The organism is Ruminiclostridium papyrosolvens DSM 2782 (genome assembly GCF_029318685.1).
Taxonomy (GTDB): Bacteria; Bacillota; Clostridia; order Acetivibrionales; family DSM-1351; genus Ruminiclostridium; species Ruminiclostridium papyrosolvens.
Genome location: NZ_CP119677.1, coordinates 2,926,003 through 2,951,242 on the forward strand (window position 1 = coordinate 2,926,003; position 25,240 = coordinate 2,951,242).

Genomic DNA, 25,240 nt, shown 5'->3' on the forward strand with positions numbered 1-25,240 from the left:
TAAAATAAAATATATGTTGGTAAATTAGAAGTATCAAAGAAATCCATGGTTCTTTGCCCATTTTTCTTTACTTTGGTACATTTTTTCAATTTCAGCAGGAATTTTGCCTTCAACGGTTTTTATAATATGTTTGAAAAATACAAGATCATTGTATGTTACCAAGGGATAATCATCTGTCTTGAATACACCCTGTGGCGTAACCCTATACCATAAATCACCGTTTGGACGTATCCACTTGCTGCTGGTAAGCTTTATGGAATTGAGCATTTCTAAAGCAATTTTATGGCTTTCCTTATCACCTGTCAGATTATAGTAAAGAAACATTACCTCAGTTTCTGCAATAAAATGATTCAATGAAGCAGGATTAATCTTGTTTTTGCCGCTTATATCCATGTAATCCGGTACAAATATTGCCTTTCCAACCTTATACTGTCTTGTTTTATAATAATTTTTGTAAAAATTTATATACTTAGTCAACTTTTCAAGTACATACTTATCTGGATAGTCGTTATATATGTATAACAACGACGTCATGGTATCTGAATTAAACCTTGTATCATAGAAATTGTAACCTATGTTGTAATCTGACTTGAGCCATTCTGACATTGGCTGAGTGGGGATATAGCCTTTGCTTCCTATGGAATCTGCAAATACATATATTGTATACACCCCAACAGTTTTGAATAGACTTCCTTTATCCAGAACCCATTTACATGCCCTTACCTGAAGGCCTGCGGGATTTTTAAAATAAGTTCTTATACTGGAGGATCGAGGTACGTAATTATACATGTTTTCCCTGTATACTCCGTCACTAAAAAATAATGTATCTGATTCGAAGTCCATTTTAATCATCGTATTAAAAGCGGTTTTATGATTCCAATCCACCATAGGATTAAGAGATAAAATCCAGTATCCCCTGATTTCCCTTCTAGCAATTGAGTTTAATGTAATTTGTGAGTTGAATCCATCTTTTGATTTTGTCAGAACATTGTCTGCCTTGTACTTATATATTTCGCATACTGTTGCGCCAAGTCCTTTTGCAGAAATGGTTTCACCGAACTTAACATAACGTTTTGTTCCTTCCAGATAGGTAACTTTATTTGATAGGGTCACTTTACTTGAAGCCTTTTCTTTTTTTAAAACATATTTTCCCTTTTGGTTTGGGAAGGTCAGTATATTCAGATTTGATTGCTGTGTAAATGTCTTAATATCGTATTTGAGCTTTATGTTATCTTGACTAGAATAGTAGTTAACAAAAAACATCCAGTTATTGTTATCTCTCAGACTATTCAAAGTAAGGTTAACATATCCTGTTTCTTTACCGTTTTTATACTGTATCAATTTATAAATCTTAGATGTCATATATTTATGTTTAGTGATATATGGATTTTGGACTATATATTTCACATCTGAACGGGTATTGTACAGACATACTTTGAATTCAGGATTTTTATCATTGTCGGCATCAATATCAACCGATTGAATAATCGTGTCTTTATTAACGCTGTCGGCACTATAGATATTTTCTGCATGAAAAAATATTGTAATAATTACTACTGCAAGAAGTAAAAGCTGCAACTTCATTTTTTTCATAAAATTCCTCCATTTACAATTAATACACATATATTACCAGTATATTTATGTAAATACAATTAATATTTGTATGTTATGCAAAAAATCTCCTACCACAGCTTGAAAACAAACTCTGATAGAAGATTTTTTAGTAAAATTATGTGAATTATTATTCTATTGTGCCGCCGCCTACAACTACATCCCCGTCGTAGAAAACTACTGACTGTCCCGGAGTAATAGCTCTTTGAGGTATATCAAATACAACGCTTATACGGTTTTCATCTATTACATTTATCGTTGCAGGTGCTTCTTTTGCAGAATACCTGATTTTTGCGTTAACTCTCATTCCATCTATCGGCTTTGGGATTGAAATAAAATTCAGGTCAGAAGCCGTCAATGTTTCGGAAAACACCTCACTGTCGTCTCCAAGAACAACGGTATTATTTTCAGGGTTAACGGCTACTACAAACATTGGTTTTCCAAAGGCGATGCCCAATCCTTTTCTTTGCCCGACGGTATAATGAACTATACCTTTGTGATTACCCAGCACATTCCCCTTAGTATCTAAAAATTTTCCGGGAACTATCTTTTTGTCACAGTTCTCGCTTAAAAATTTGCCATAATCGTTATCATGTATAAAACAAATTTCCTGACTATCAGGTTTTGTTGCTACGGAAAGTCCTATTTCTTTTGCAATTTCTCTTATTTCATCCTTCGTATAGTCACCCACCGGCATAAGTGTGTGGCTTAATTGCTGCTGCGTCAGATTATACAGTGCATACGTCTGATCTTTTCTGTCGGTAACTGATTTCTTCAGAATAAATCTGCCTGTTTTAGCATCCTGCATTACTTTTGCGTAATGTCCGGTAGCAATATAGTCTATTCCCATGGAAAGAGCCTTGTCCAGCATAGCCTGCCACTTAACATGTCTGTTACAGGCAATACACGGGTTTGGAGTTCTTCCCTTGAAGTATTCTTCTTTAAAGTATTCTATAACTGTTTTATTAAATATATCCTTGAAGTTTAAAACATAGTAGGGTATACCTAACTTGTTTGCAACCCTTCTGGCATCATCAACAGCTGAAAGTGAGCAGCAGCCGCCTTCCGACTTCTGTCGTTCTTCATCCATGTCCTGCCATATTTGCAATGTAACTCCTATTACCTCATAACCCTGTTTCAATAAAATGGCGGCAGCTACAGAACTGTCGACGCCGCCGCTCATACCAAGCATTACTTTTTTTGGACCCATTATATATCTCCTGCACAAATTCTATTCTTCGTCTTCAAAGTCTTCCTCACGTCCATGGCTGTGGTGACAAGCCGAACATTCACCTGTACAGTCCTGAGCTTCATTTGGGTCAACTAAGCCGTTTCTTTTTCTATAGTCATACAAGGCAGCTGCAATAGCTTCTTCTGCCAGATTTGAACAGTGCATCTTTGCCGGCGGCAGTCCATCCAGAGCTTCTGCAACAGCCTTATTAGTTATTTTCATCGCTTCTTCAACTGTTTTACCCTTAACCAGTTCGGTCGCCATACTGCTTGTTGCGACTGCAGCTCCGCAACCGAAGGTCTTAAACTTTGCATCTACAACTATATTATCTTCTATTTTAAGATACATTTTCATTATATCTCCGCACTTCGGATTTCCTACCTGACCAACGCCATTTGCATCTTCTATTTCCCCAACATTTCTGGGATTTGAAAAATGATCCATAACCTTTTCACTATACATTTTTATATACCTCTTTTCTCTATATAATAATATAAAATTACTTTTTATCTTTTACAGCTTCCCAAAGAGGTGACATATCTCTTAGCCTGCTAACAATCTGAGGTATAACCTCCAGTATATAATCAACATCTTCCTGAGTATTTTCATCTCCAAATGAAAGTCTTAGTGAGCCATGTGCAATTTCATGTGGTAACCCTATAGCTAACAGGACATGAGAAGGATCAAGAGAACCTGATGAGCAGGCTGATCCGCTGGAGCCATACACTCCCTTCATATCAAGCATAAGAAGAAGTGATTCTCCTTCTATAAACTCAAATGATATATTTACATTACCGGGCAATCTGTTGTGTCTGTGTCCGTTTAACCTGATATATGGAACTTTTGCAAACAGACCTTCTATGGTTTTTTCTCTGAGCTCAATTAGTTTCTTGTTGTATTCATCAAGGTTTTCCGTTGCAAGCTCAATTGCTCTTCCTAAACCAATTATACCCGGGACATTTTCCGTACTGGCTCTTTTTCCACGTTCCTGCTGTCCACCGTGGATAAATGAAGCTATTTTAACGCCCTTCTTTATATACAACGCTCCTATACCTTTGGGTCCGTAGAATTTATGACTTGATAAGGATAGAAGGTCTACATTCAAATCTTTAACATCTATATTTATATTTCCAACCGCCTGTACGGCATCAGTATGGAATAATACTCCCTTTTCCTTTGCAATAGCACCGATTTCTTTTATAGGCTGAATAGTGCCTATCTCGTTATTTGCAAACATTATGCTGATAAGTATTGTATTTTCCTTGATTGCATTTCTTATCTGTTCAGGTGATACAAGTCCGTCACTGTCTACCGGAACATATGTTACCTCAAAGCCTTCACCCTCTAAGTATTTGCATGAACTCATTATTGCCGGATGCTCAATAGCTGATGTGATAATATGGTTTCCCTTTTTCTTATATGCAGCAGCTATTCCTTTGAGTGCCCAGTTATCTGCTTCACTTCCTGAGCCGGTGAAATAAACCTCTTTTGGTTCTGCTCCTATTGCCTTTGCAACCTTTTCTCTGGACTCTTCTACAGCTTTCTTACTGTCACGGCCCAAACTATATATAGATGAAGCATTTCCGAAATGCTCACTGAAATACGGTTTCATTGCCTCAAATACTTCAGGTTTGACATATGTGGTTGCAGCATGATCTAAGTATACTGTTCTATCCTCCATCACTAACACTCCCTTTTATATATGTGAAAATTGTATTTATTTAAATTATACCCCTGCAAGAAGCATCAAAAACAGCTTATATGTAGTAAATATAATCATCATTGGTTTTATTCGCCAACTCTGAAACAAGATCAGCCAGAGTTATCGAGTCAACTACCTCGTTAATTTTATCCCGTATCTTGGCCCAGACATCAGCCGTAACACACTCATCAGCCCTATCACAACTGCCTGGCAAGTCAGGGTCAATGCACTCTACCGGACATAAAGTTCCTTCAAGTGACCTCAAAATATCTCCAACAGTTATTTTATCAGCCGGTCTTGACAGAAGATATCCGCCTTGAGCCCCTCTAATGCTTTTAACGAGCCCTGACTTTTTCAAAGATGAAAACAACTGTTCCAGATAGTTTTCTGAAAGTTTTTGTCTTTCAGCTACGCTTTTCAGAGAAACCTGTCCTTCACTTTCATGGGCAGCAAGATCAACAATAGCCCTGAGTCCATACCTTCCTTTTGTTGATACTTTCACTTTAACCTCCACGCCCCTTATAAAAATTAATTTAGGTAATCAGCTTTATAAAATAATGTCTTTAAAAAAGCTAATCACCTCAATTCCAATTAAATTACTATGATTTAATCAGATGTTAACACATTAACAAAGTTAATGCAAGCATCTATTACTTTATTTTTGTCTAAAAAAACGAGCTATAACACCGTGTCTTTAACATATAATCAATTTCGTCAATACTTTTGCCGTTTGAGCATACAATAAAAACTCCGTAACCTGTACTGCTTGTACCATCATTAGAACTGACGTTATCTTCGGTAATTGCAGAGAAATCAAAGCTTTTTCCCTGATAAACAACTGCATCCACAGGCTTTTTGTAGGAATACAAATCAACAACCGTATAGCCTCTTTTATTCAACCCTTCTGCAATATCCAACAGATTTGAAGAAACCGCAACAATCATAAATCCACCTCAATTATCCAATAGTCTGTATCAAGGATATTATTTGCTGTGGATTTATTATTATTCTAAGTTCTATTTATTTTTTTCAACATCCGGCTCTGTTTCCTGACGTTCTGTAGTAGCTGTGATTTTTTTGCTTTCCCTTGCCAGCCTTGGTTTGGAAAACACAAAAAATATAGCTATTATCGCATACAATGCCACACTTGGCACAATCAAAACGTGGAATATCGATATATTTAACAGCAAAAGTACGAATCCTGCAAGTAATATCCATGCCAGAGTTCTCTTTAAAGTACTAGTTTCCATTTTTACCTCCATTTTTCAAGCCATTCTTTTATTCTGGCTTCATACCCATTTTGAGTAGGATTATAGTATATTGTTCCTTTCATTTCCTCCGGGAAAAATTCCTGCTTGACTATGTTATTTTTATAGTCATGTGCATATTTATAACCAATACCGTAACCCAGTTGTTCCATTCCCTTTGCCGCGGCATTTCTTAAATGCATTGGAACACTTCCGGTATTCTTTGATTCTACGTCGGACAATGCCTTGTTTATTGCCATATATGCCGAATTGGATTTTGGACTGCATGCTACAGTAACGGCGGCATGGGCAAGTATTATCCTGGACTCAGGCATACCTATCATTTTAACTGCCTGAGCAGCAGCTACTGCCACCTGTAACGCGGTGGGATTAGCCATTCCTACATCCTCAGAGGCACAGATAATTATTCTTCTGGCAAGGAATTCCACATCTTCACCGGCATATATAGCCCTTGCCAAATAAAACACTGCCGCATCTGGGTTACTGCCCCTCATTGACTTTATGAAAGCACTGATATTATCATAATGCTCTTCACCGTTTTTATCAAAGCGTATAGCCTTTTTTTGAACACACTGTTCTATCGTATCAATTCCAATATCTATTTTACCGTCTTCCCCCAGTTCAGAGGTAAGAACTGCAAGCTCAAGGGAGTTTAATGCAGTTCTGGCATCACCGGAACTAACCTCGCAAAGGTAATCCATTGCTTCATCTGTTATGTTAATTTCGTAGTTCCCCAGTCCTCTGTCCTTGTCCTCAAGAGCATTTTTCAACAACTCTTTTATATCTTCACCCTCAAGAGGTTTCAGCATAAATACTGTGGATCTTGATATTAAAGCCTTATTTACTTCAAAAAACGGATTTTCAGTAGTAGCACCAATAAGCACAATTGAGCCATCCTCAACAAAAGGCAGCAGTGCATCCTGCTGAGCTTTATTGAACCTATGAATCTCATCTACAAACAATACTGTCCTTCCATTAGGATTTAACAGTGTGTTTTGTGTATCAGCGGCTATTCTTTTTATGTCCGCTACCCCTGAGGTAACTGCATTCAGCTTTTCGAAGCTGGATTGGGTCGTATTTGCTATTATTCTCGCCAGAGAGGTTTTTCCTGTTCCCGGCGGGCCGTACAAAATGATGGAGGTTATTCTGTCAGCCTTTATCATCCTGTACAGCATCTTGTCCTTGCCGATTATATGTTTTTGTCCCGCAAATTCATCAATTGTCCTTGGCGACATCCTGTACGCCAAAGGTTGTATTCTATCTCTCATTTTACACCTTTTATTTAGTAATTGTAAATGACTTCCATATATCATTAACCTCCTTGACTGCCTTATCAGTTGCAGTCAAATCAGGTATGAAATTCATAAAGAAATATGAATAGTTTCCTTTTTCAAAAACATGGATTTGCGCATTCCCGTACATATCCTGTTCTTCATCCTCAACACGGTATATATAGTTTCTTACTTTTACCCCCTTGTCTGAAGCAGTACTTTTAGAGGTAAGTTTAAAACCGTTTGAAGACATAACGGAACTCAAATAAAACTTTTCTTTGTCCGCCACATTTTTGTTCTCATTAGTATTTGGTGTAGCTTCAATCATTATAAACGCATTTGAATTGGGATTGCTGAATGTTATTGTGTTAAGCATAGTGGAATCTTTCCAGTATCCGGGTATATTTAAATTCCATTTATAGTTTTTATTTACATAATTAAATAGTTTGTCATTACGGGATATCCTGTCTTCGTCCTTTGAGGCTTTAAAATTACTTATTTCGTCAACCAGTTTATCCCCTTTTTCAGTAAAGAATGATATTTTATCAACCGTATTCAGATAATCATTTTTCCCTTCGGAATACTCTTTTTCAGGAAGCTTTACAGAGATTTCATAAATAAATGAACCTTTCTGTAAATAGTATTCATCAATAACGTAACTCTTTCCACCCTGTTTTATCTTGAACTTAAGATTTTTTGCTGTTTCTCCTGCCAAGGTTTTCTCTCCGGCACTGATAAAGGTATATGCCTTTGGACTGAAGTTTTTGTCATAACCTTTTTTGATATTTTCTGTATATTGCTCAAGAGTATTTTCTCCCAAAACGTTTACAGCAATTTGAACATAGTGTTTTGAATCAAGTCCCAAAAATGTTGTTAACTGATTACTGGAGATTTTCAGGTTGTTCCAGTTTGCAGGAATATCCATAGACCACGAAAGGTACTTATTACGGGATGAGAATGAAATATAGTTATAATAACTCACCTTGCCGTTAACTACTTTTGAAAGATCCTGTATCCCCTTTTCATTCCCTTTATATAAAAGACCAAAGGAGTTTATAATATCAGAGTAATACTTGTCGTTCACAAGATGCTTGGAAGATACACTCCCGTCATAGCAACCGATTGTTAAGGAATAAAAAAACTGTCCTTTATCGTAAATTCTGGTTCTTGTGGGTTCATCGTATTCTGATGTGCCTGAACAATCAAAATAAGGGTCTTTGGCTTTTAAATTCAAATTGGATTCATCTGAATTATTTTCCTGCTTGATTGTATTTGAATACTGTGATAATGTCCTCCCATTTTTAGGCTCTACCTTAACTATAAAATACAACCCTCTGCCCTCGTTTGTCAACTGAACAGAGTCGGACCTGAAACTGCTGGATATAAGTCTGGAGCCGGAAGGCACATTAAGACTCCAGCCATAAAAGCTGTTGCCTATTTTAGGTGTACTTATACCTCCTGTGAGAAATGATAAATCACTTAACGAGCCGTCATCTTCAAGAACGATTTTTACCGTACCTCTTTCAATATCACTTGTAACAGTCACAGGAAAATTTGATGCTAAAAAATCCACAGGTATCATTGTACTGTTGTTTTTTTGCTGCGGAGCAACCGACATGGTCTTACGCTCATTGTTTGATGTGTATAAAATTTGACCTATGGATATCTCAGCTGTATTTCCCCCGTAAATAACTCTTTCACTTCCTTCAGAAGTTTTAGTTAATTCGGCTCCTATTGTATCGGCAAACCACTCCATAGGCACTAAAAAAGTACCGTCTATAATATACGGTGCTTCAGCTATAACAGAATAATTTCCGTCTACACTAACCTGAGTAGTACCTGTACGGAGTTCAATTACTGTCTTGTCTTCAGCTGCATATGTACCTGAAATGCTTGCCAGTAAAATTGCCAATATAATGAGTATACTTATGCTTTTCTTGTTTTTCATATTTGCACGCCCTTATTATTTAGTATTATTTCTCTCCAAAAATAACAGTTATATTTATTTCCCTATTGTCTCGCTGTAATTTAAATTCAGCAATGTCGCCGGGCAGATATTTTTTTAACTCTTCATTGTAGTCTGTAGTTGAGTTAACTTTAACACCGTTAATGGAAATAAGTTTGTCGTCAACTTTAATATTATATTTCTGGGCAGGAGCATTTTTTTCAATAGATTTTACAGTTACACCTGATGAGGTATCCGGTAAACCGTATATAGATGTTATACTGTCGGTAAATGCCAAGCCAAGATAAGGTCGTCTGATCTTCCCAAATTTTTCAAACTGGTCTATGGCATATCTGACCGTATTTACAGGTATTGAAAAGCCCATACCCTGTACGCCTATCCCTGCATAAACCCATGAATTTATTCCTACGACTTCGCCTTTCATGTTGACCAAGGGTCCGCCGCTGTTTCCCGAATTAATAGCAGCGTCTGTCTGTAAAAACCTGTACTGCCTGTTTTCAGACCTGTTCATTCCGCTGATTATTCCCCTGGTAGCTGAATTTCTCAGGCCAAAGGATAATGGAGTTCCTATTGCTACAACCTCATCTCCCACAGCCACTTTAGATATATCTCCGAATGTTACAGGTTGGAGACCGCCTTTATCAATTTTGATTTCTGCTAAGTCAAGATCCTCATCAATAGCTTTAAGCCTTGCCTTATATGCTTTACTGTTTGATAGTACTACAACAATGCTCTCCATATCTTTTACAACATGAGCATTCGTTATTATGTAACCGTTACTGCGATATATAACGCCTGTTCCGAATATAATATTGTCAGTTGTTTCATCATATTCGTAACTGCTTTCCTTCAACTTACCTATAATCCCTACTACTGAAGGACTTACTTTTGATACTACATTTGAAATCCTGTCCGAAGAGTTTATATCAACAGAGTTGTTCCCCTGCGTAATTGATACCCCATCCAGATGTGATGACAATTCATCCACGGATATATATTGCTTACCCTCTATTGTCTTTATTCCGCTTGCGACTTCCTGACCGTTTATCCTAAGTGTAGTTCCGGCTGCAAAGGTATTTGCAGTGCATAAAATGAAGGTCAAAACCAGAATTGCACATTTTACCAAATTATTCTTTTTCATCTTTACCTCCGTATAAATTTTCTTTTGTAAACTATGCCCAATAATGCTATAAATGCTATTTGAGTAATATTTTATCATTATAATTACTCCAATACAATTAGACGAAACTGTAACCTTTTTTATTAAACCTGTAAATTTTTCTGCAGTTCAGCCCTTTCAAGGGGAACATATGCAAGCTTATTATTAACACGCTTGCTTTCCATAAGGGAAATGGATACCACTTTGACATTAAGCTGCTCTATTTCCATTTTTTCGATAAATCCAATGTTCTCCATTTTTACTTCCCTCGCCAGAGTTATATGAGGATTATAGCTTCTTTCTTCTTTTTGATATCCAGTCTGAAACAAGGTATTTTCCATATTATTGTAAAGTTCTTGAAGGTGTAAGCTCTTTTCTAATCCTGTCCATATTATACTTCTATTGCCTTTTTTAAAACTTCCCAGTTTGTCCAGTCTAAGCTCAAAATCCGGATTGTAGGCTACATCTTTTAATACCTGTTTTAGCTTTTCAACCTGTTGGACATTCTGTTCACCTATAAATCTTAGTGTAAGATGAAAATTTTCTTTAAAGGTAAAATTTCCGGAAATACAATGGGATTTGACTTCTTGCTGAATCTCAGATAAATAATCCTTTATCCCATCGTCAAGCTCAATAGCAAAAAATACTCTCATAGCAACTCACTCCATTTATATGTTTAAGGTAAATTTTACCACAAATATTTCCTGTTTTATATTATTAATTTTAGCATATATGATTTGTCTTATTCATTATCTATAACTTAAAAATGCATCTGAAACATATAGATTCAGATGCACTAAATTAATATCGTATTCAAGTTATCTTGTTTTGACTGATTGTCTTTACCTTATCTACAAAAATATCTGTCAATTCATGGGCAAACTCCTGAGTATACCCTTCCCCAATTACCTTACAAACAGGCTTTTCTGCATCCGGCAATACCAGAACCCAGCCCTTATCACCGACTACTTTAACTCCCTCAATTGTTTCAACACTATTTGAATTTTCCTCTATAATAGCCCTAATAACCTTTCCCTTGGCTGACCAAGAGCATTTTACCTCTTTTTTTATGATATGAAAATCGGGTATTGAATCAACTATCTTTGCAAGGCTTGTTCCGCTAATGGCCATATAGTCTATTATCCTGATAAAAGCTTCAATAGGGTCAAAATTCATAGCAAAGAAATCCAACATGTTTTCGTCAAATTCATCATCAAGTATCCTGTTCATCAGCTCTTTTGCCGAGGTCTTTGTTCTTATTACCCTTTCTTTATTATCTCCTGCCATTTTTTCAATTACAGTACTGGCATTTAATGGGACTATAACCTTGTTGCCTGCTTTTGATTTTAAATGAATGTACGAAATTAGTGCCATATACAAGTCATCAGCTATTATTCTGCCCTTGGTATCTATAAGGAATATCTTGTCGTATGAGTTTGCAAAATAAACTCCCACATCAAAGCCTCCTCGTCTGACAACTTGCGAAATTGTTTTTAAGTCGGAAAAAAGGCTCTTTTGTTTATCGTGGGCTTCTTTTGTATTTACAAACTCATACCTGCACTTAAGCTCGTTTAATACTGCCGTAACTATATTCTTCAAATCACCGGAAGGTGCTATTAAAGCAATTTTCAAATCATGGATTTCCGATATAGTATGGTTTAGTATACTTCTGATATAGAATACTTTATGGTCCGGCACATTTATAACTGCTTTTATTTCTTCTGCCTGACACCTGGCAAAGTCTTCTCTTATATAGCAATTTTCAATTTTTCTCTCTTCATTTCTTGAAATATTTCTTCCTTTATTATCTAATATATCAATTATGATTTTGCCTTTTTTATTTCCTTCTGAAATATGAATTCCACCTGATAAATTGTAGTAGCGAATAGCAGACCTTGTAACAGGCAGCAAGGACGTTCCTAAATCGTAGGCTTCGGTGCCTGTTGAAAGAACCCCTGAAACGCAGGCATTTTTCACCATCTTTAAAGCATCTACTTCCTCGCAGCTTATGGCCAGTCCTGAGCCTTTTTTACATACAGCGCCGTAGGCCGCAGCCATTCTTGATGCAAATTCCGGTGTTATATCAACATTGACTTCACCGGAAATTCCTCTGCTTCCAAAAAGGTTTTTGGAATATCTGGAGCCCCAAACAATATTTGTACACACTTCGGTACCCATGTCAATGTGCTTTTCAGGCCAGATTTTTATACCCGGCTTAATTAAAGAGTTTTCACCAAGAATACAATTCTCACCCACAACCGTTCCTTCAAATGCCGCTGTTTTTTCTCTGCATTTAACACCACTGCAAAGCACACTTCCTCTCAGCTCAACATTATTCTTCAAAATACAGCTATTCCACAAGACGCTCCTTTTGGTGGTACTGCCTTCACCAATATGGCATTCCTCTCCTATGACAGAATAGCGCCCCAGTATACTGCCATCTTTTACAACAGAATTTTTACCTATAAGCACGGGAGGCTTGATTACGGCCTCTTTAGATATTACTGCTCCTTCCGAGGCCCAAACTCCCTGCCGTATTTCCCGGGCATTAATATTTATGTTAACCTTTTTATCCAGAATATCGGTGTGCACTCCCACATAGGCATCTAAATCGCCGATATCACACCAGTAATCTTGAGTTACAAAACCATACATTGGCTCTTCTTTTTTTAAAAGTATTGGGAATAAATCCTTACTGAAATCAAAAACTACTCCCTTTTCAAAATATTTAAGTACCTCAGGGGACAAGACATAAATACCAGTGTTTACTGTATCGCTGAAAACTTCTCCCCAGCTTGGTTTTTCAAGGAATCTTCTGATTTTCCCGTCCGGAGCTGTTACAACAACTCCGTATTCTGTCGGACACTCAACCTTCTTTAAAACCAGTGTTGCAACAGACCTGTTCTTTTTATGAAACTCAAGAGCCTCTTGCAAATTTATATCTGTCAGAGCATCTCCACTTATAACGATAAATGTTTCGTCTAAAAAATCTTCGGCATTTTTGACACTTCCGGCAGTGCCAAGGGGGACATCTTCCGTAAAATATTTAAGGCTGACACCGTACTCTCTTCCATCGCCAAAATAATCTTTTATTTTTTCCGGCATATACTGCAAGGTTACCGCAATATCCTTGATCCCATATTTTTTCAAAAGCTCAATAATATGCTCCATTACAGGCTTGTTGGCAATTGGCACCATAGGTTTTGGCCTATTACAGGTCAGCGGTCTTAGACGTGATCCCTCTCCACCTGCCATAATCACAGCTTTCATCAGATCCATCCTTTCAAAATGTTTTTGTATAACCTTTTGGTATGTCCAATTAAACTGCAAAATTTGAATGAGAGCCTATGGAACTGTTTTATTTATTTGTTCCAAGTATGATAATGAAATTATTTTTACCTTATGTATAGAAACTATTCGATTTAGCTTTACGGAATATTTGGAAATGGTATTTTGGTTTAAAATTTACAAAAGACTGTGCAATGTTATTTGCACAGTCTTTTGTGGCTTTTTTATTTTTTTAATCAAGCTTCAGAACACTCATGAAAGCTTCCTGCGGAACTTCAACAGAGCCTACCTGACGCATACGTTTCTTTCCTTCTTTCTGCTTTTCAAGAAGTTTTCTCTTTCTGGTTATGTCACCACCGTAACATTTTGCCAGAACGTCTTTTCTGAATGCCTTAACGGTTTCACGAGCTACTATCTTTCCTCCGATACATGCCTGAATAGGTATTTCAAACATCTGCCTAGGTATTGATTCCTTTAGCTTTTCCGCCATTCTCCTGCCTCTTGTCACAGATTTCTCACGGTGAACTATAAAAGACAATGCATCGACAACTTCACTATTTAACATTATATCAAGCTTAACAAGGTCGGATTCTCTGTAGCCGATAAGTTCATAGTCAAAGGATGCATAACCTTTGGTTCTTGATTTCAAGGCATCAAAGAAGTCATATATTATCTCATTCAGAGGCATTTCATAGGTAAGCATAGCCCTGCCCTCATCAATATAGGACATGTCCTTGTATAACCCTCTTCTCTCCTGAGACAGTTCCATAATGTTACCTACGTATTCTGTTGGTACCATTATTGTTGCCTTTACTACCGGCTCTTCCATCATGTCAATTTCAGTAACAGGCGGAAGGTTGGTGGGGTTATCAATTTCAATGACATCACCGTTTGTGGTTGTAACCTTGTATATAACACTTGGAGCAGTTGTAACCAAGTCAAAATTGTATTCTCGTTCAAGCCTCTCCTGAATTATTTCCATATGAAGAAGTCCCAAGAATCCGCATCTGAAACCGAAGCCAAGGGCCACCGATGATTCAGGCTCAAAGGTAAGAGCAGCATCATTAAGCTGCAGCTTTTCCAAAGCATCACGAAGATCACCATACTTTGAGCCGTCAGCAGGGTAAATTCCGCAGAAAACCATAGAATTTACTTTTTTATAGCCCGGCAGCGGTTCTTTCGCAGGATTGTCCGAAAGAGTTATGGTATCACCAACACGTGTATCCCTTACATTCTTAATACTTGCCGCTATATATCCTACGTCGCCCGCCTTCAATTCATCGGCAGGAGATAGTCCTCCGGGTTTTAGATATCCCAACTCTGTGACAACGAATTCTTTTTTAGTGTACATCATTGTGATGGTATCACCAGTTCTCACAGTACCTTCCTTGACCCTCATATAAACTATAACACCCTTATAACTGTCATAGAACGAGTCAAATATCAAAGCTCGAAGTGGAGCATTTTCATCTGAATCAGGGCACGGAATCATATCAACTATCTTCTCAAGAACCTCTTCGATATTTAGACCGTTCTTGGCTGATACCATTGGTGCCTGCGAAGCATCAAGACCTATAACGTCTTCTATTTCCTTCTTTACAACATCAGGTTGAGCACTTGGAAGGTCTATTTTATTAATAACCGGCATTATCTCCAGATTATGCTCCAATGCCAGATAAACATTTGCCAAGGTCTGCGCTTCTATGCCCTGTGCTGCATCAACAACCAGAATGGCACCTTCGCATGCTGCAAGGCTTCTTGACACTTCATAATTAAAGTCAACATGTCCGGGAGTATCTATCAAATTATAAATGTATTCATGACCGTCAGGGGCTTTATATACCATTCTGACCGCCTGTGCCTTTATGGTTATCCCACGTTCTCTCTCAAGCTCCATATTGTCCAGAACCTGTTCCTGCATTTCTCTGGATGTCAGAACCCCGGTTTTCTCCAATAATCTGTCTGCCAGGGTTGACTTACCATGATCTATATGTGCTATTATGCAAAAATTTCTTATATATTTCTGTCGTTCACTAGGCATTTATTACCTCCAAAGCTTTGATTCCACATAACACAATTATGCGCATTTAATTATACCATATACTTTTAAAGGTGCAATATAGTGATTTGGGCTGACATTTGAAATCTACCCGATTTTTTGAACTAATTTTACCAAGGAAACAAAATTAAAGGGAGAAGCCGCTGTTTTTATTTTGGCGGTTCTCCCTTTAAAGGGTTATTATGTTAAACATTTAGGGGTGGCAAGCTAAATTTTATTCCCAGAGAAATATACTCTTCAATTATTTCTTCAAAAATATTTGTTGTTTCTTCATGGTCGTGGAATAAAATAATATTTTTTTCATTAAATAAATTTTGTCGCATTCTTAAAATTACTTTTTCTGAACAATCAATACCATACATGCACCGTTCATCATAAATTGCCCATTCTGCCGTGTCGAAAGTCCAGTAGCAATCTGTGTCATCAGCGGAATGCTCTTGCATATTGTTAATGAAAGCAAAATTTGACGGTTGCTTATAACCTATATTTCTGAGTAAATTCTGAACCTGACTTTTTGTTTCATCATTTCCCTTGTCTCCATATGGAAACCGAAAGAGCTTTACCGGTCTTGCAACTCCTGCACTATAATATAATTTATCAATAATATTATCTGTCTTTTCTATTTCCTTCTCGGACTGTTCAAAATCAATATCTGAAAAATGAGGATGGCTGTATGAGTGATTTCCAATAATAAAACCATTCTTTATTGCATAAATAACTTCATCAGAGTACTTCTCCAGTCCTTTGCCTATACAGAATAAGACAGCCGGTATTTTTTTTGAAGAAAGATAGTCCATTTTTGCCCTGAAATCCTTTGTAGGACAGTCGTCAATTGTCAAATATGCAGACTTATTCATAGTCTGACTCCTTTAAATTAGTTATTATGTAATTACAAATGTCGTCACACATATCATGAAGCCGGCTGTTTTGACAACACATACTGGGTCTTGCTTCTTGACAAATTCATTGCTTTTCTAACCTGCTCAATTGCAAGTGAGTACTCCTTTTCTTTTGCAAGGGTTTCAGCAAGTTTCAGATAAAATTCCATCATCAGGTTGTCTGTATACTTCTTCTCAATAAAGTCTCTTTCAAGGGCCATCTCCATAGCTTCACGAAAGCCGTCCTCATCAACTTCTGCTTTTTTAACATAAAATTCATGTTTGCCGCCTTCTCTTTCACGAGAAGCTGACCCATCTCTTTGATTAGGAATTCTGTAAAGAAAAGGGATTTCAGGAGAATATACAAACTTTGTACCTGTTGCAGAATATCTCATCCATGTGTGAGAGTCCTCGGAGACTCTCACTTTCGGGAATAAATTAGCATATGCGATTTCTGTTTTAACAGCCGTTCCCGATGTACAATTTGTATAACCCTTTCTTGTCCCTATTTGTATCCATGAGTTATAGCCCTGCACAGGATTAATTTCATGTCCTTCCAGTATTTCAACAATAGATGGAGTGAGCTCCTTCCGAGGAACAAAATTATCATACTCATCAATCACAAGAAAACTTGAATATACAACTCCTGCATTGGGGTCACTCATAAATATATTTCGGACTGTTTCAAGTCTTTTTTCATGTGAAAGGTCATCTGCATCATTAAACAATATAAAAGGATAGCCTTGGTCATATGCCCATTTTATACCCGTATTCCTTGCAAACCCGGCACCTTCATTTTTTTCCTTAAATATCACTTTTACTTTTTCCGGATTATCATCGGCAATAGATTTAAGATATCTCTTTACTGCTTCTGATGGGGAATTATCATCAACTATAACCGCTTTCCAGTTACTGTCTGTTTGTCTGTATATACTTTGCATAGTTCTTCTTAAGTCATTTTTAGTTTGATTATAATTTTCTCCGTAATGAGGAATTATAAAAACAGCACTATTCCCATAATTATTCATACTAGCACCTCTTATATTGCATATTCTATTTGTTTATATTTTTCAAGCATTTCTTCACAGGATGTAGCATAGCTTTGATGTATATTTATAAAATCATTTTGTTTAACTAATCTGTCACTGGCACGTTCTGAATGTATATCTCCATTCAAACGAATGTACTTTTCCAGCAAATCAGGGTTGAATGATAATATGCTCCTGACCAGCACCGAATTTCTCATGGGATATTCACCAACAGGAGCAAGCGTGTGAATCTTTGTTGCGTTTTTTAGTACAAAAAAGAACGGGCAATCAACTATATTGGGTTGCTTTGGAGGGTTAGCGGTTTCAAGACTGTATTTTTGGCATAATTCTTCAAATTCACTGATTCTATTTAATCTCTCATCAATTATTTCTTCCAGCATGTCCAACTGTTTTTGGGCAAAATAGCATTGATAAGCACTTAACCTATAGTTACTGCTTGGCAGGCTTAAATCTCTGTCTTCCTCTGAAATGTATAAGCCCCAATTTGAAATGCTTTCAATTTTTCGGCCAAGCTCCTCTGAATTTGTAGTAATTATGCCTCCCTCACCGCAATTAACGATTTTAGAAGTCTGTAGGCTAAAAGTACCAATGTCACCTATTGTTCCTGCTTTCTTTCCATTAATAGAACACACAAAAACCTGGGCGCAGTCTTCAACAAGATAAATTCCTTTTTCCTCACAAAATTTCTTGATTTCAAAAATTTCACGGTTTATATATCCGGCAAAGTGAACCAGAACCACAGCTCCAATCTCTTCGGTATACTTTGCTTTTACAGTTTCCAATGTAAGTCCGAAATACTGTTCACTTACATCTGCATAAACAGGTAATAATCCGCAGTTTGCTACCGCCGTTGCAGTTGCGATAAATGATATGTCCGGAACAATAACGCCTGTCCCTCTTTTTAAACCTAGCGCTTTTAAAGCTACTTCTATTGCAGCTGTGCCGTTTGAGACAATGCTAACATGTCTGCATTTGAAATAATCTCTCAAATTATTTCTGAAGGACTTCTTAACGTCCTCTTCTGAAGTAAAATCCGGTAAGTATTTTTTTACATTAAATGTCACTTTTCTTCCTCCTCGTATGTAGAATTTATTAGAATATTAATAATAGATGTATCATGCTTGATTAATTAAAGATAAATCAAATACAGGTCTATAGTCTGTTGTAAACTGGGCATTACACTTTGCTTTATACATTTCGTCACATTTTCTGCACATTTGATCATCAGGCGCATTTTCTCCGCCATATACTCGTTTTCTAATCTGTTTCGCTTTTTCATTGGCGAGAATATCGGCAAATTCTCCATCCTTTATATTACCGTAAACATTTTTCTGGTAATAATCATTAAAGCATATGAATAAGTCCCCATTTACCCCGATATGAATCCAATTTAGAACCATGGAACAACCGTATAGGGGCTCCGTGATATTTATGCCCCTTGCGTAGCAATTGTCAAGAATTCCGGCCCTGTCACCGGTTCCCCATGCAATAATACTTTTGCCTGTTAAAGGTTCATATTTGGCTTTTAAACCGGGAAGATTCCTTTTAAGCTCTTCTTCTGTCCCTTGAATAGACAGTTCCACGTTAAAACCGCTTTCTATTGCCATGTCAATATTTCGGATTGTCTGTTCATATGTAGAAGAACCCGTCAAACGTTTGAATTCAGACTCATCTAAACTTGGAATATTGAAATATACAATTGAAAGTACATTAGTATCCTTCAAAAGTTTAATTTTCTTCTTATCAAGAACACTTCCATTGCTATGCAAAATAAGTTTTAAACCACTTTGTGCAATTTTTTGCACCCTGCTTACAAAATATTTGTCCATTGCAGGCTCATTATATGAATTGAGGGTAACGTATTCTACAGTCTTTAGCCGTACTGCTTTATCAATTATTTCATTAAACAGCTCCATGCTCATATAAGTACTTTTTTTAGGATCGATGCTTCTTGGACAATATCTGCACGACCAGTTACATTGTGTTCCCGCTTCAATTTCAATACTGGTTATATATGTCTCATCCCATACAGTAGCCGGATTCACCAGAAAGCCTGCATCAAAAGCCTTTTGTATCTTTCCGCCCTTATACTGTAGGTTAAGTGATGTTAATTCTTGTGGGTATCTGCAAGTCTTTAAAATGTCAAGGGTTTCATTCTCAACAAAGGCTTCTGTTTGTAGCAGACTATTCTTTATAATAGTTTTTTTTGATGCGGCGTCAGGCGTTATAACTATAAACGGTGAAGTTTGTAACATATTTGGTATCATTTTTTTACCTCCATTTTGACATTTACTTTTTCTGTATATTATACCATTCTTTTCCATTTTTGCAACAGACTTTTACTATTTTATAAACACGACTAAATTTATTTGAGTATCTGAGTACTTAAACAGATACCTCTTCCTTGAGTCTTGATACATCGAATCTATTGACTTTTCCTTTATAATAATGAAAGCAATTTATACTTGCCCGTATAGTCTCATCTGCCAGACAGGTTATGTAAACGGCTGCCAGATTTAAGCCAACTACATTAATCAGAACATAGGAACCTGAGGAAACTATAACCGACCCGATTATCTGGGTATACAGCATCCATTTGGTATCACCATATGCTCTTATACCGCTTCCCACTATAACATTAATAGATTTTGGAAGGAGAATTACGCCTGCAAAGATAAGGTAAGGAATACTTTCATCTATAATCTTCTCGTCATTTGTAAATACACCAAGTATCTGTCTGGAAAATAATATAAATACAATCAACGAAAATATTACGAGAATAGCGCCCATCACAATGGAGGCATTAAGAATTTTTTTAGCACCCTTCGCATCATCTTGTCCAATTCTGTTTCCCTGAAGAGTCAGGGCCGCTTTGGAAATCCCGAAAAAAATCGTATAAACAAAACCTTCAATACAAAGAAATGTAAGGGTATAAATAGTTGTAGCCATATAACCTGTTTTATTCAGAAATTTAACCATTATGAGATTTGAGATATCCCACAAGAGAAATTCCAAGCCTGTCGGTAAACCCAGCCTGATTGTGGCTTTGTACGGTGAAAATCTGAAACTGATTATCTTACCGTTTCTAAACCCGAAGGTTTTCCGTTTAATAATAAAACAATATGTTACTAACATTAATGATGACAGCACATTAGCGGTAGCAGCGGCAATTGCAGCACCTTTTACACCTAGTGAAGGAAAGCCCATGTTACCCAGTATTAATACCCATGCAAGAAAAACATTCAGAAATACTTTTGTCAGTCCCGAATACATTATCGGTTTAGTGTCGCCAATTCCTTGCAGCATAGCCTGAAGTGACAAATCAATTCCAAGAAACAGAAAATATATCGAGCAAATTCTTACGTAACTGATACAATATCCTACAATGTTTTTATCAACACTTAACAGTTTAAAAATGTAAGCAGAAAAAGCAAACCAAAGAACAAAAATACAAAATGATATGATAGAGCTATAAAATATTGAGCTTTTTACAGTATCCAAAATTTCTTTTTCCTGGCTGACACCATGCATTTGAGATACTATTATTGTAATCCCAATACTTAATGCGGCAAGGCAATCAAGTGTTGTATTGAAGGGTATCTGACAAGCCCCCATAACCGATATATACAGGCTGTCAATGTTACCCAGGAATGCTTTATCCGTTAATGACTGAAGCTCAAATACAAGTCCCTGAACAATTATAGGGAACGCCATAACAATAATGGATGTATAGGTTTGTTTATTATTTTGAAAATACTTTATCATTTTACATACCTTTCAACTTTATCCTTTAGTACATAACATTAGCACATATGTATGTTATTTTCAATATTTATCATTTATTTTATTATATTACATTTTTGTTAATTATTTACATTTTAGGTTGTTATACTATTAACATCCACTTATATTGTCAATGCAAATAAAGATGATGTTTTTGCTCCAAATAACTCAAAAGGGTTGTTACACAAAATTTAATTTATGCAACAACCCTAATGAAAAGCTATAATACGTTAGTAAAAGTTATTACTTAATAGAGGTAATCTCAAAGTACTGCTGATCCTTCACCTCACTTACGGACAGGGTTACTGTTGTGTCAGGAGATTTTCCTGCTGATGTAGCCCAATTGAATGTTATTTTAAAATTACCATTGCCATTATCCTTAACATTGTATGTTGTAACCCATGGGCTGGATACTCCAGTTACCCAATTCAATTCTTCAAAGCCCTTTTTGTTGGCTTCCCTTAATTTTGCTGACATAAGGCCATACTGAACTACTCCTTTACGTTCCTTTACAGCTTTTGCATACAAATCAGCACATTCTTCTGCACTGTCAGCTTTAATAAACTCAGTGCTCTGTGTGTCAAACTGACTTGGAGTTACAGTTGATTTTGTGAAAAGGCGCAATGCTTCTCCATCAAAACTTACATCCTCTTTTAGAACCTCTGAAAAGTATGTTACAGGTACGTACATAACATTTCCGATTACTTTTGCAGGGGTAAGCTTAATTTTTTTAGAACCTGTAGTGTAATAGGTGTCAACATTGTTCTTAATAAATCCTCCTGCTATGCTTGCTCCATTTTTGGAATCCCAACCAACCTTGTAGCCAAGAATATCAGCAGTTGTTTTTAGTGGTACCATTAACACATAGTCCTTTTCATAGGTTTTGAACTGAGTTTTGGCACTTATTCCGTTTAGTCTTATTTTCTCGAGAGGCTTTGCATTTATCATCTGGTTGTAGACGTCATCCTTGAGTAACCCTTTCAGCTCTTTGGCTGTCAGACTAAATCTTGCTATACCGCCTGCATATGGTCTTAATTCATATACTCCGAAGTATATAACAAGTTTGTTTCCGTCAATGTAAAATTTGTAATTGCTATTTGCTTTATCTACAGTAGTCTTTGCATCCTCAAAATACATGTTTTTTTCTTTATCAATTGACTTTTTAATGCTATCAAGAATAACTTTCTTATAGTTTGATTTAGAATTAAACAAAGAACTAAAGGAATATAATTCCCCTGATTTGGTATTAACAGTATAAGAATCCAGTGAAGTCATACCATGTGCACCGCCGGCATAAAAATATGTATTTGTAACAAAAGATAGAATATCTCCGCTTTTGTTATAATCATATGATGAATCTATTGATGCGAAAGGGGGATCTTGTATTTTTTGGGGCATCCCTTTAATGTATTCTTCCAAATACGACTGTTCTTTCCTTACAGTTCCGATAGCATCAAGGTTTGAATTTTTAAGTAAATCATTGATTTTTTCTGCTGAAGTAAAGCCGCTTAAAACAGGATATATTATTTTAATAGAGCTGCCATCATTTTTTTCTATTTTTGCAGTCTCAACTTTTACAGTATCAGTTTTTGAAGTCTCAATTTTAGCAGACTTATCTGAGTCAGCAGCGACAGATGAAATACCTGTAGCAGTTGGAAGTAAAGTTAGTGTAATCGCAACAATCATAACAAATAATAATGCTTTTTTCATAGTGTTAAACCCTTTCTGTTTTTTAAATTGATTTCTAAATGTAGCTTAACACATCCCCTCCAACGTAATGGTAACAATATGGTAACAATAAGGTTACACTATCGTCAGTAATGAAAAAAGCTCTTACTTTTAAAACATTGCCCTTCAGATACTTCAAATTGAGGTCAAAATAATTACCTAAAATAGTTATCCGATATATGTCAGAGTCCACAGGGGATATCTGTACAATTTCCATTTTTGGTTTTCCATAGTAAATATAACTTTTACTATAGTCAACTGCTAAAAGTCCAAATACAAGAATCAGCACAAATACTACTGATACAAGTGCAATTTTAAATCGGTACAGTCTCCTTTGCTTGAATCTTGTTTTTCTTGGCATATAAAACCCCGCATTTTTTGATATTTCGGGTTCCAATCTGATTTTTAAATTAAACCCTTATGTAGTATTTTTAACAATACGAGGTTATTTTAACCCTATTTCTTTTTGAATATAACATCATTTATAGCCTGTGCCAAATATGATGTACTGCGGACACATTCGTCAATTACATTACCGTCCCCCCCTATTTCTACTATAACCGAGCCGTTCATTAAATGCTGGTTGTATCTGTTTTTACTCACATAGATTGGCTTTGCAATTCCCGGACATATTTCGTTGAGTCTTGCTTGAACTTTAATTGCAAGTTTCAGGTTTTCCTTCCACCGCGGATTGCTTAGCTTGGAATCTGTACCAATAACAAACATTATTTCTGCTACACTTTTTCCGTTAATATTCTTAGCTACCCTTAGCTTTCCTTCTCCTGCGGCATCACGGTGAAGGTCTATGGCCATTTTAAGAGATGAATACTTATCAACATAGCCTGTAAGTGTATTAAGAGACTTTACATAGGAGCTGTTGTAGTCCGCATCATGTATGGTTGTATTATGCAGAACATCTATATTATATTTTTTGAGATTATTTATCAAAGCGTCTCCAACTCTGACAACATTGTATTTATTGTTGGTGGTTCTTGAAGGAATATTGCTTTTGCCTATTTGGTCAGCACTCTGTAAAAAGCACTCCGTTGTGTGAGTATGATAAATAAATATCTTAGGCCCTTTTTGATCAGGGGCAAGCTTTAAAGGCTCACTCAGCAACTTCTTTATATCTATTGTTAAGTTTGTTTCGTTTGTAATGTTGATTTTACCACTGGAAACAATAGGATTATTTTTTTGATCAGTTTGCCCAACATCCCCCTCAAAGGTTATGCTGCTTGAAGCCTCTTTTAACTGTACTGAAGGAGCAGACGAAGAACTCTGAGCTGCACTTGACTTCTGCTGTATGGGTTTTGTCTGCGCATTTTGGATTTTGTTAACCTCCTGTTGTATTCTTTCAGAAGCAAGGGGCTGATAATTTTTATCATAGAACATTTTAAAATACGGATAGTTTGTATTTAAAATCGTTATGGGATTGTTCAGGTCAATTCCAAAAAGCTTAAAAACATACTCTTTTATGTTATCTGACGATTCTGCTGTTGTGGAAGCTTTTGTGTTAACATGTTTAAAATCAAATGGTATATTTACCTTTCCGTTTGCAAATCTAAAGGCTAACCCACCCAGTACAATACCACCAACAGCACAAAAGATTATAGGCAGTTTGGTCAGATTTCCTTTATTCCCTTCCAGATAGGTATTATCGTAAATAGTATCTCTCATAGCATCGACCTCCATATCTAACGGCATAATTCATATAAATTCGGGTTATAAAAACTATATTCATATAAAATGAAAATATTACTGGCTTGTACATATTTTCAAAATTTGTAACGTAATCATGGGAAATATTGTAATATAATTTAGTACTATTTATATGAATTAAGTTCTAAAAATAGTCAATTCTAAATATACCTTATAGAATATAATTGAAATGGGGGAAGATAATTTTGAATTTTTGCACAATTAGATGCTGCATTTGTGAAAGCGTATTATTAAACCTTCCGGAAGAAGAAATAAGCAGACTAAACGGGCTTACTTTCAGATGTGAAAGTTGCGGGCAAAAGCTTCTACTTGACGGAACAAATGTGTCAAAAGATATGAGTGCCGACGCAACTTATAATTTGCATAAATACGACTTGAATATCTAACCAACCGGGAGTGCCATTACCTGATAAAGTAATGGCACTCCTGTTTATTTAATCTGTCTTTTCTTTATTTTCCATATAAACCAGCCCTTCATGTTAAGAATATATTAAGAATTTTATCAACAGTTCTGTAAGAATGTCCTGT

Annotated in this window: 22 protein-coding genes; 1 reads left to right on the top strand and 21 read right to left on the bottom strand. The window is 36.3% G+C overall.

Going from position 1 to position 25,240, the window contains the following annotated elements:
* Positions 1-33 precede the first annotated feature (33 nt).
* The 21 genes from P0092_RS13095 to spoIIP form a co-directional block, all read right to left on the bottom strand.
* Complete coding sequence (locus P0092_RS13095) at positions 34-1,593, bottom strand: hypothetical protein (protein WP_004617661.1); 1,560 nt, start codon at positions 1,591-1,593, stop codon at positions 34-36.
* A 148-nt stretch (positions 1,594-1,741) separates the two neighbouring features.
* Positions 1,742-2,821: a tRNA 2-thiouridine(34) synthase MnmA gene (gene mnmA / locus P0092_RS13100; protein ID WP_004617660.1), complete on the bottom strand. Its 1,080-nt coding sequence runs from the start codon at positions 2,819-2,821 to the stop codon at positions 1,742-1,744.
* Positions 2,822-2,842: 21 nt separating this feature from the next.
* Positions 2,843-3,304, bottom strand: a complete 462-nt coding sequence (gene nifU / locus P0092_RS13105) for a Fe-S cluster assembly scaffold protein NifU (protein WP_004617659.1) — start codon at positions 3,302-3,304, stop codon at positions 2,843-2,845.
* 37 nt (positions 3,305-3,341) lie between these two features.
* Positions 3,342-4,523, bottom strand: coding sequence for a cysteine desulfurase NifS (gene nifS, locus P0092_RS13110; protein WP_004617657.1), 1,182 nt, complete (start codon positions 4,521-4,523; stop codon positions 3,342-3,344).
* A 76-nt stretch (positions 4,524-4,599) separates the two neighbouring features.
* Positions 4,600-5,046: an RrF2 family transcriptional regulator gene (locus P0092_RS13115; RefSeq protein ID WP_004617655.1), complete on the bottom strand. Its 447-nt coding sequence runs from the start codon at positions 5,044-5,046 to the stop codon at positions 4,600-4,602.
* Positions 5,047-5,209: 163 nt separating this feature from the next.
* Positions 5,210-5,488, bottom strand: a complete 279-nt coding sequence (locus P0092_RS13120) for a YkuS family protein (protein WP_004617653.1) — start codon at positions 5,486-5,488, stop codon at positions 5,210-5,212.
* A 72-nt stretch (positions 5,489-5,560) separates the two neighbouring features.
* Positions 5,561-5,794, bottom strand: a complete 234-nt coding sequence (locus tag P0092_RS13125) for a hypothetical protein (protein ID WP_004617651.1) — start codon at positions 5,792-5,794, stop codon at positions 5,561-5,563.
* Between the two features lie 2 nt (positions 5,795-5,796).
* A complete protein-coding gene (locus P0092_RS13130; RefSeq protein ID WP_004617649.1) occupies positions 5,797-7,080 on the bottom strand; it encodes a replication-associated recombination protein A in 1,284 nt (427 codons plus the stop codon).
* A gap of 10 nt (positions 7,081-7,090) precedes the next feature.
* Positions 7,091-9,031, bottom strand: a complete 1,941-nt coding sequence (locus tag P0092_RS13135) for a copper amine oxidase N-terminal domain-containing protein (protein WP_004617647.1) — start codon at positions 9,029-9,031, stop codon at positions 7,091-7,093.
* A 25-nt stretch (positions 9,032-9,056) separates the two neighbouring features.
* The gene (locus P0092_RS13140) at positions 9,057-10,190 is read right to left on the bottom strand and encodes a S1C family serine protease (protein WP_004617645.1); all 1,134 of its coding nucleotides are present in this window, start codon (positions 10,188-10,190) and stop codon (positions 9,057-9,059) included.
* Between the two features lie 122 nt (positions 10,191-10,312).
* Positions 10,313-10,861: an RNA 2',3'-cyclic phosphodiesterase gene (thpR, locus tag P0092_RS13145; protein WP_004617643.1), complete on the bottom strand. Its 549-nt coding sequence runs from the start codon at positions 10,859-10,861 to the stop codon at positions 10,313-10,315.
* A 160-nt stretch (positions 10,862-11,021) separates the two neighbouring features.
* On the bottom strand, positions 11,022-13,478 hold the full coding sequence (locus P0092_RS13150) for a mannose-1-phosphate guanyltransferase (RefSeq protein ID WP_004617641.1): 2,457 nt from the start codon (positions 13,476-13,478) through the stop codon (positions 11,022-11,024).
* Positions 13,479-13,728: 250 nt separating this feature from the next.
* The gene (lepA, locus tag P0092_RS13155; RefSeq protein ID WP_004617639.1) at positions 13,729-15,537 is read right to left on the bottom strand and encodes a translation elongation factor 4; all 1,809 of its coding nucleotides are present in this window, start codon (positions 15,535-15,537) and stop codon (positions 13,729-13,731) included.
* A gap of 203 nt (positions 15,538-15,740) precedes the next feature.
* Positions 15,741-16,412 (bottom strand): polysaccharide deacetylase family protein, encoded by a 672-nt coding sequence (locus P0092_RS13160; RefSeq protein ID WP_004617637.1) that lies wholly within the window; start codon positions 16,410-16,412, stop codon positions 15,741-15,743.
* Positions 16,413-16,465: 53 nt separating this feature from the next.
* Positions 16,466-17,461 (bottom strand): glycosyltransferase family A protein, encoded by a 996-nt coding sequence (locus tag P0092_RS13165; RefSeq protein WP_004617635.1) that lies wholly within the window; start codon positions 17,459-17,461, stop codon positions 16,466-16,468.
* A gap of 11 nt (positions 17,462-17,472) precedes the next feature.
* On the bottom strand, positions 17,473-18,546 hold the full coding sequence (locus P0092_RS13170; protein WP_004617633.1) for a DegT/DnrJ/EryC1/StrS family aminotransferase: 1,074 nt from the start codon (positions 18,544-18,546) through the stop codon (positions 17,473-17,475).
* A gap of 51 nt (positions 18,547-18,597) precedes the next feature.
* Complete coding sequence (locus P0092_RS13175) at positions 18,598-19,749, bottom strand: radical SAM/SPASM domain-containing protein (RefSeq protein WP_004617631.1); 1,152 nt, start codon at positions 19,747-19,749, stop codon at positions 18,598-18,600.
* Positions 19,750-19,867: 118 nt separating this feature from the next.
* Positions 19,868-21,247, bottom strand: a complete 1,380-nt coding sequence (locus P0092_RS13180; protein ID WP_004617629.1) for an MATE family efflux transporter — start codon at positions 21,245-21,247, stop codon at positions 19,868-19,870.
* A gap of 261 nt (positions 21,248-21,508) precedes the next feature.
* Complete coding sequence (locus tag P0092_RS13185) at positions 21,509-22,975, bottom strand: stalk domain-containing protein (RefSeq protein ID WP_004617627.1); 1,467 nt, start codon at positions 22,973-22,975, stop codon at positions 21,509-21,511.
* Between the two features lie 34 nt (positions 22,976-23,009).
* Entirely contained in the window at positions 23,010-23,354 is a 345-nt protein-coding gene (locus tag P0092_RS13190) for a hypothetical protein (RefSeq protein WP_004617626.1), read from the bottom strand.
* A 95-nt stretch (positions 23,355-23,449) separates the two neighbouring features.
* Positions 23,450-24,670, bottom strand: coding sequence for a stage II sporulation protein P (gene spoIIP, locus P0092_RS13195; RefSeq protein ID WP_004617624.1), 1,221 nt, complete (start codon positions 24,668-24,670; stop codon positions 23,450-23,452).
* Positions 24,671-24,897: 227 nt separating this feature from the next.
* Between spoIIP and P0092_RS13200 the strand changes: the two genes are divergently transcribed.
* A complete protein-coding gene (locus P0092_RS13200) occupies positions 24,898-25,098 on the top strand; it encodes a hypothetical protein (protein WP_004617622.1) in 201 nt (66 codons plus the stop codon).
* The last annotated feature ends 142 nt before the right edge of the window (positions 25,099-25,240 follow it).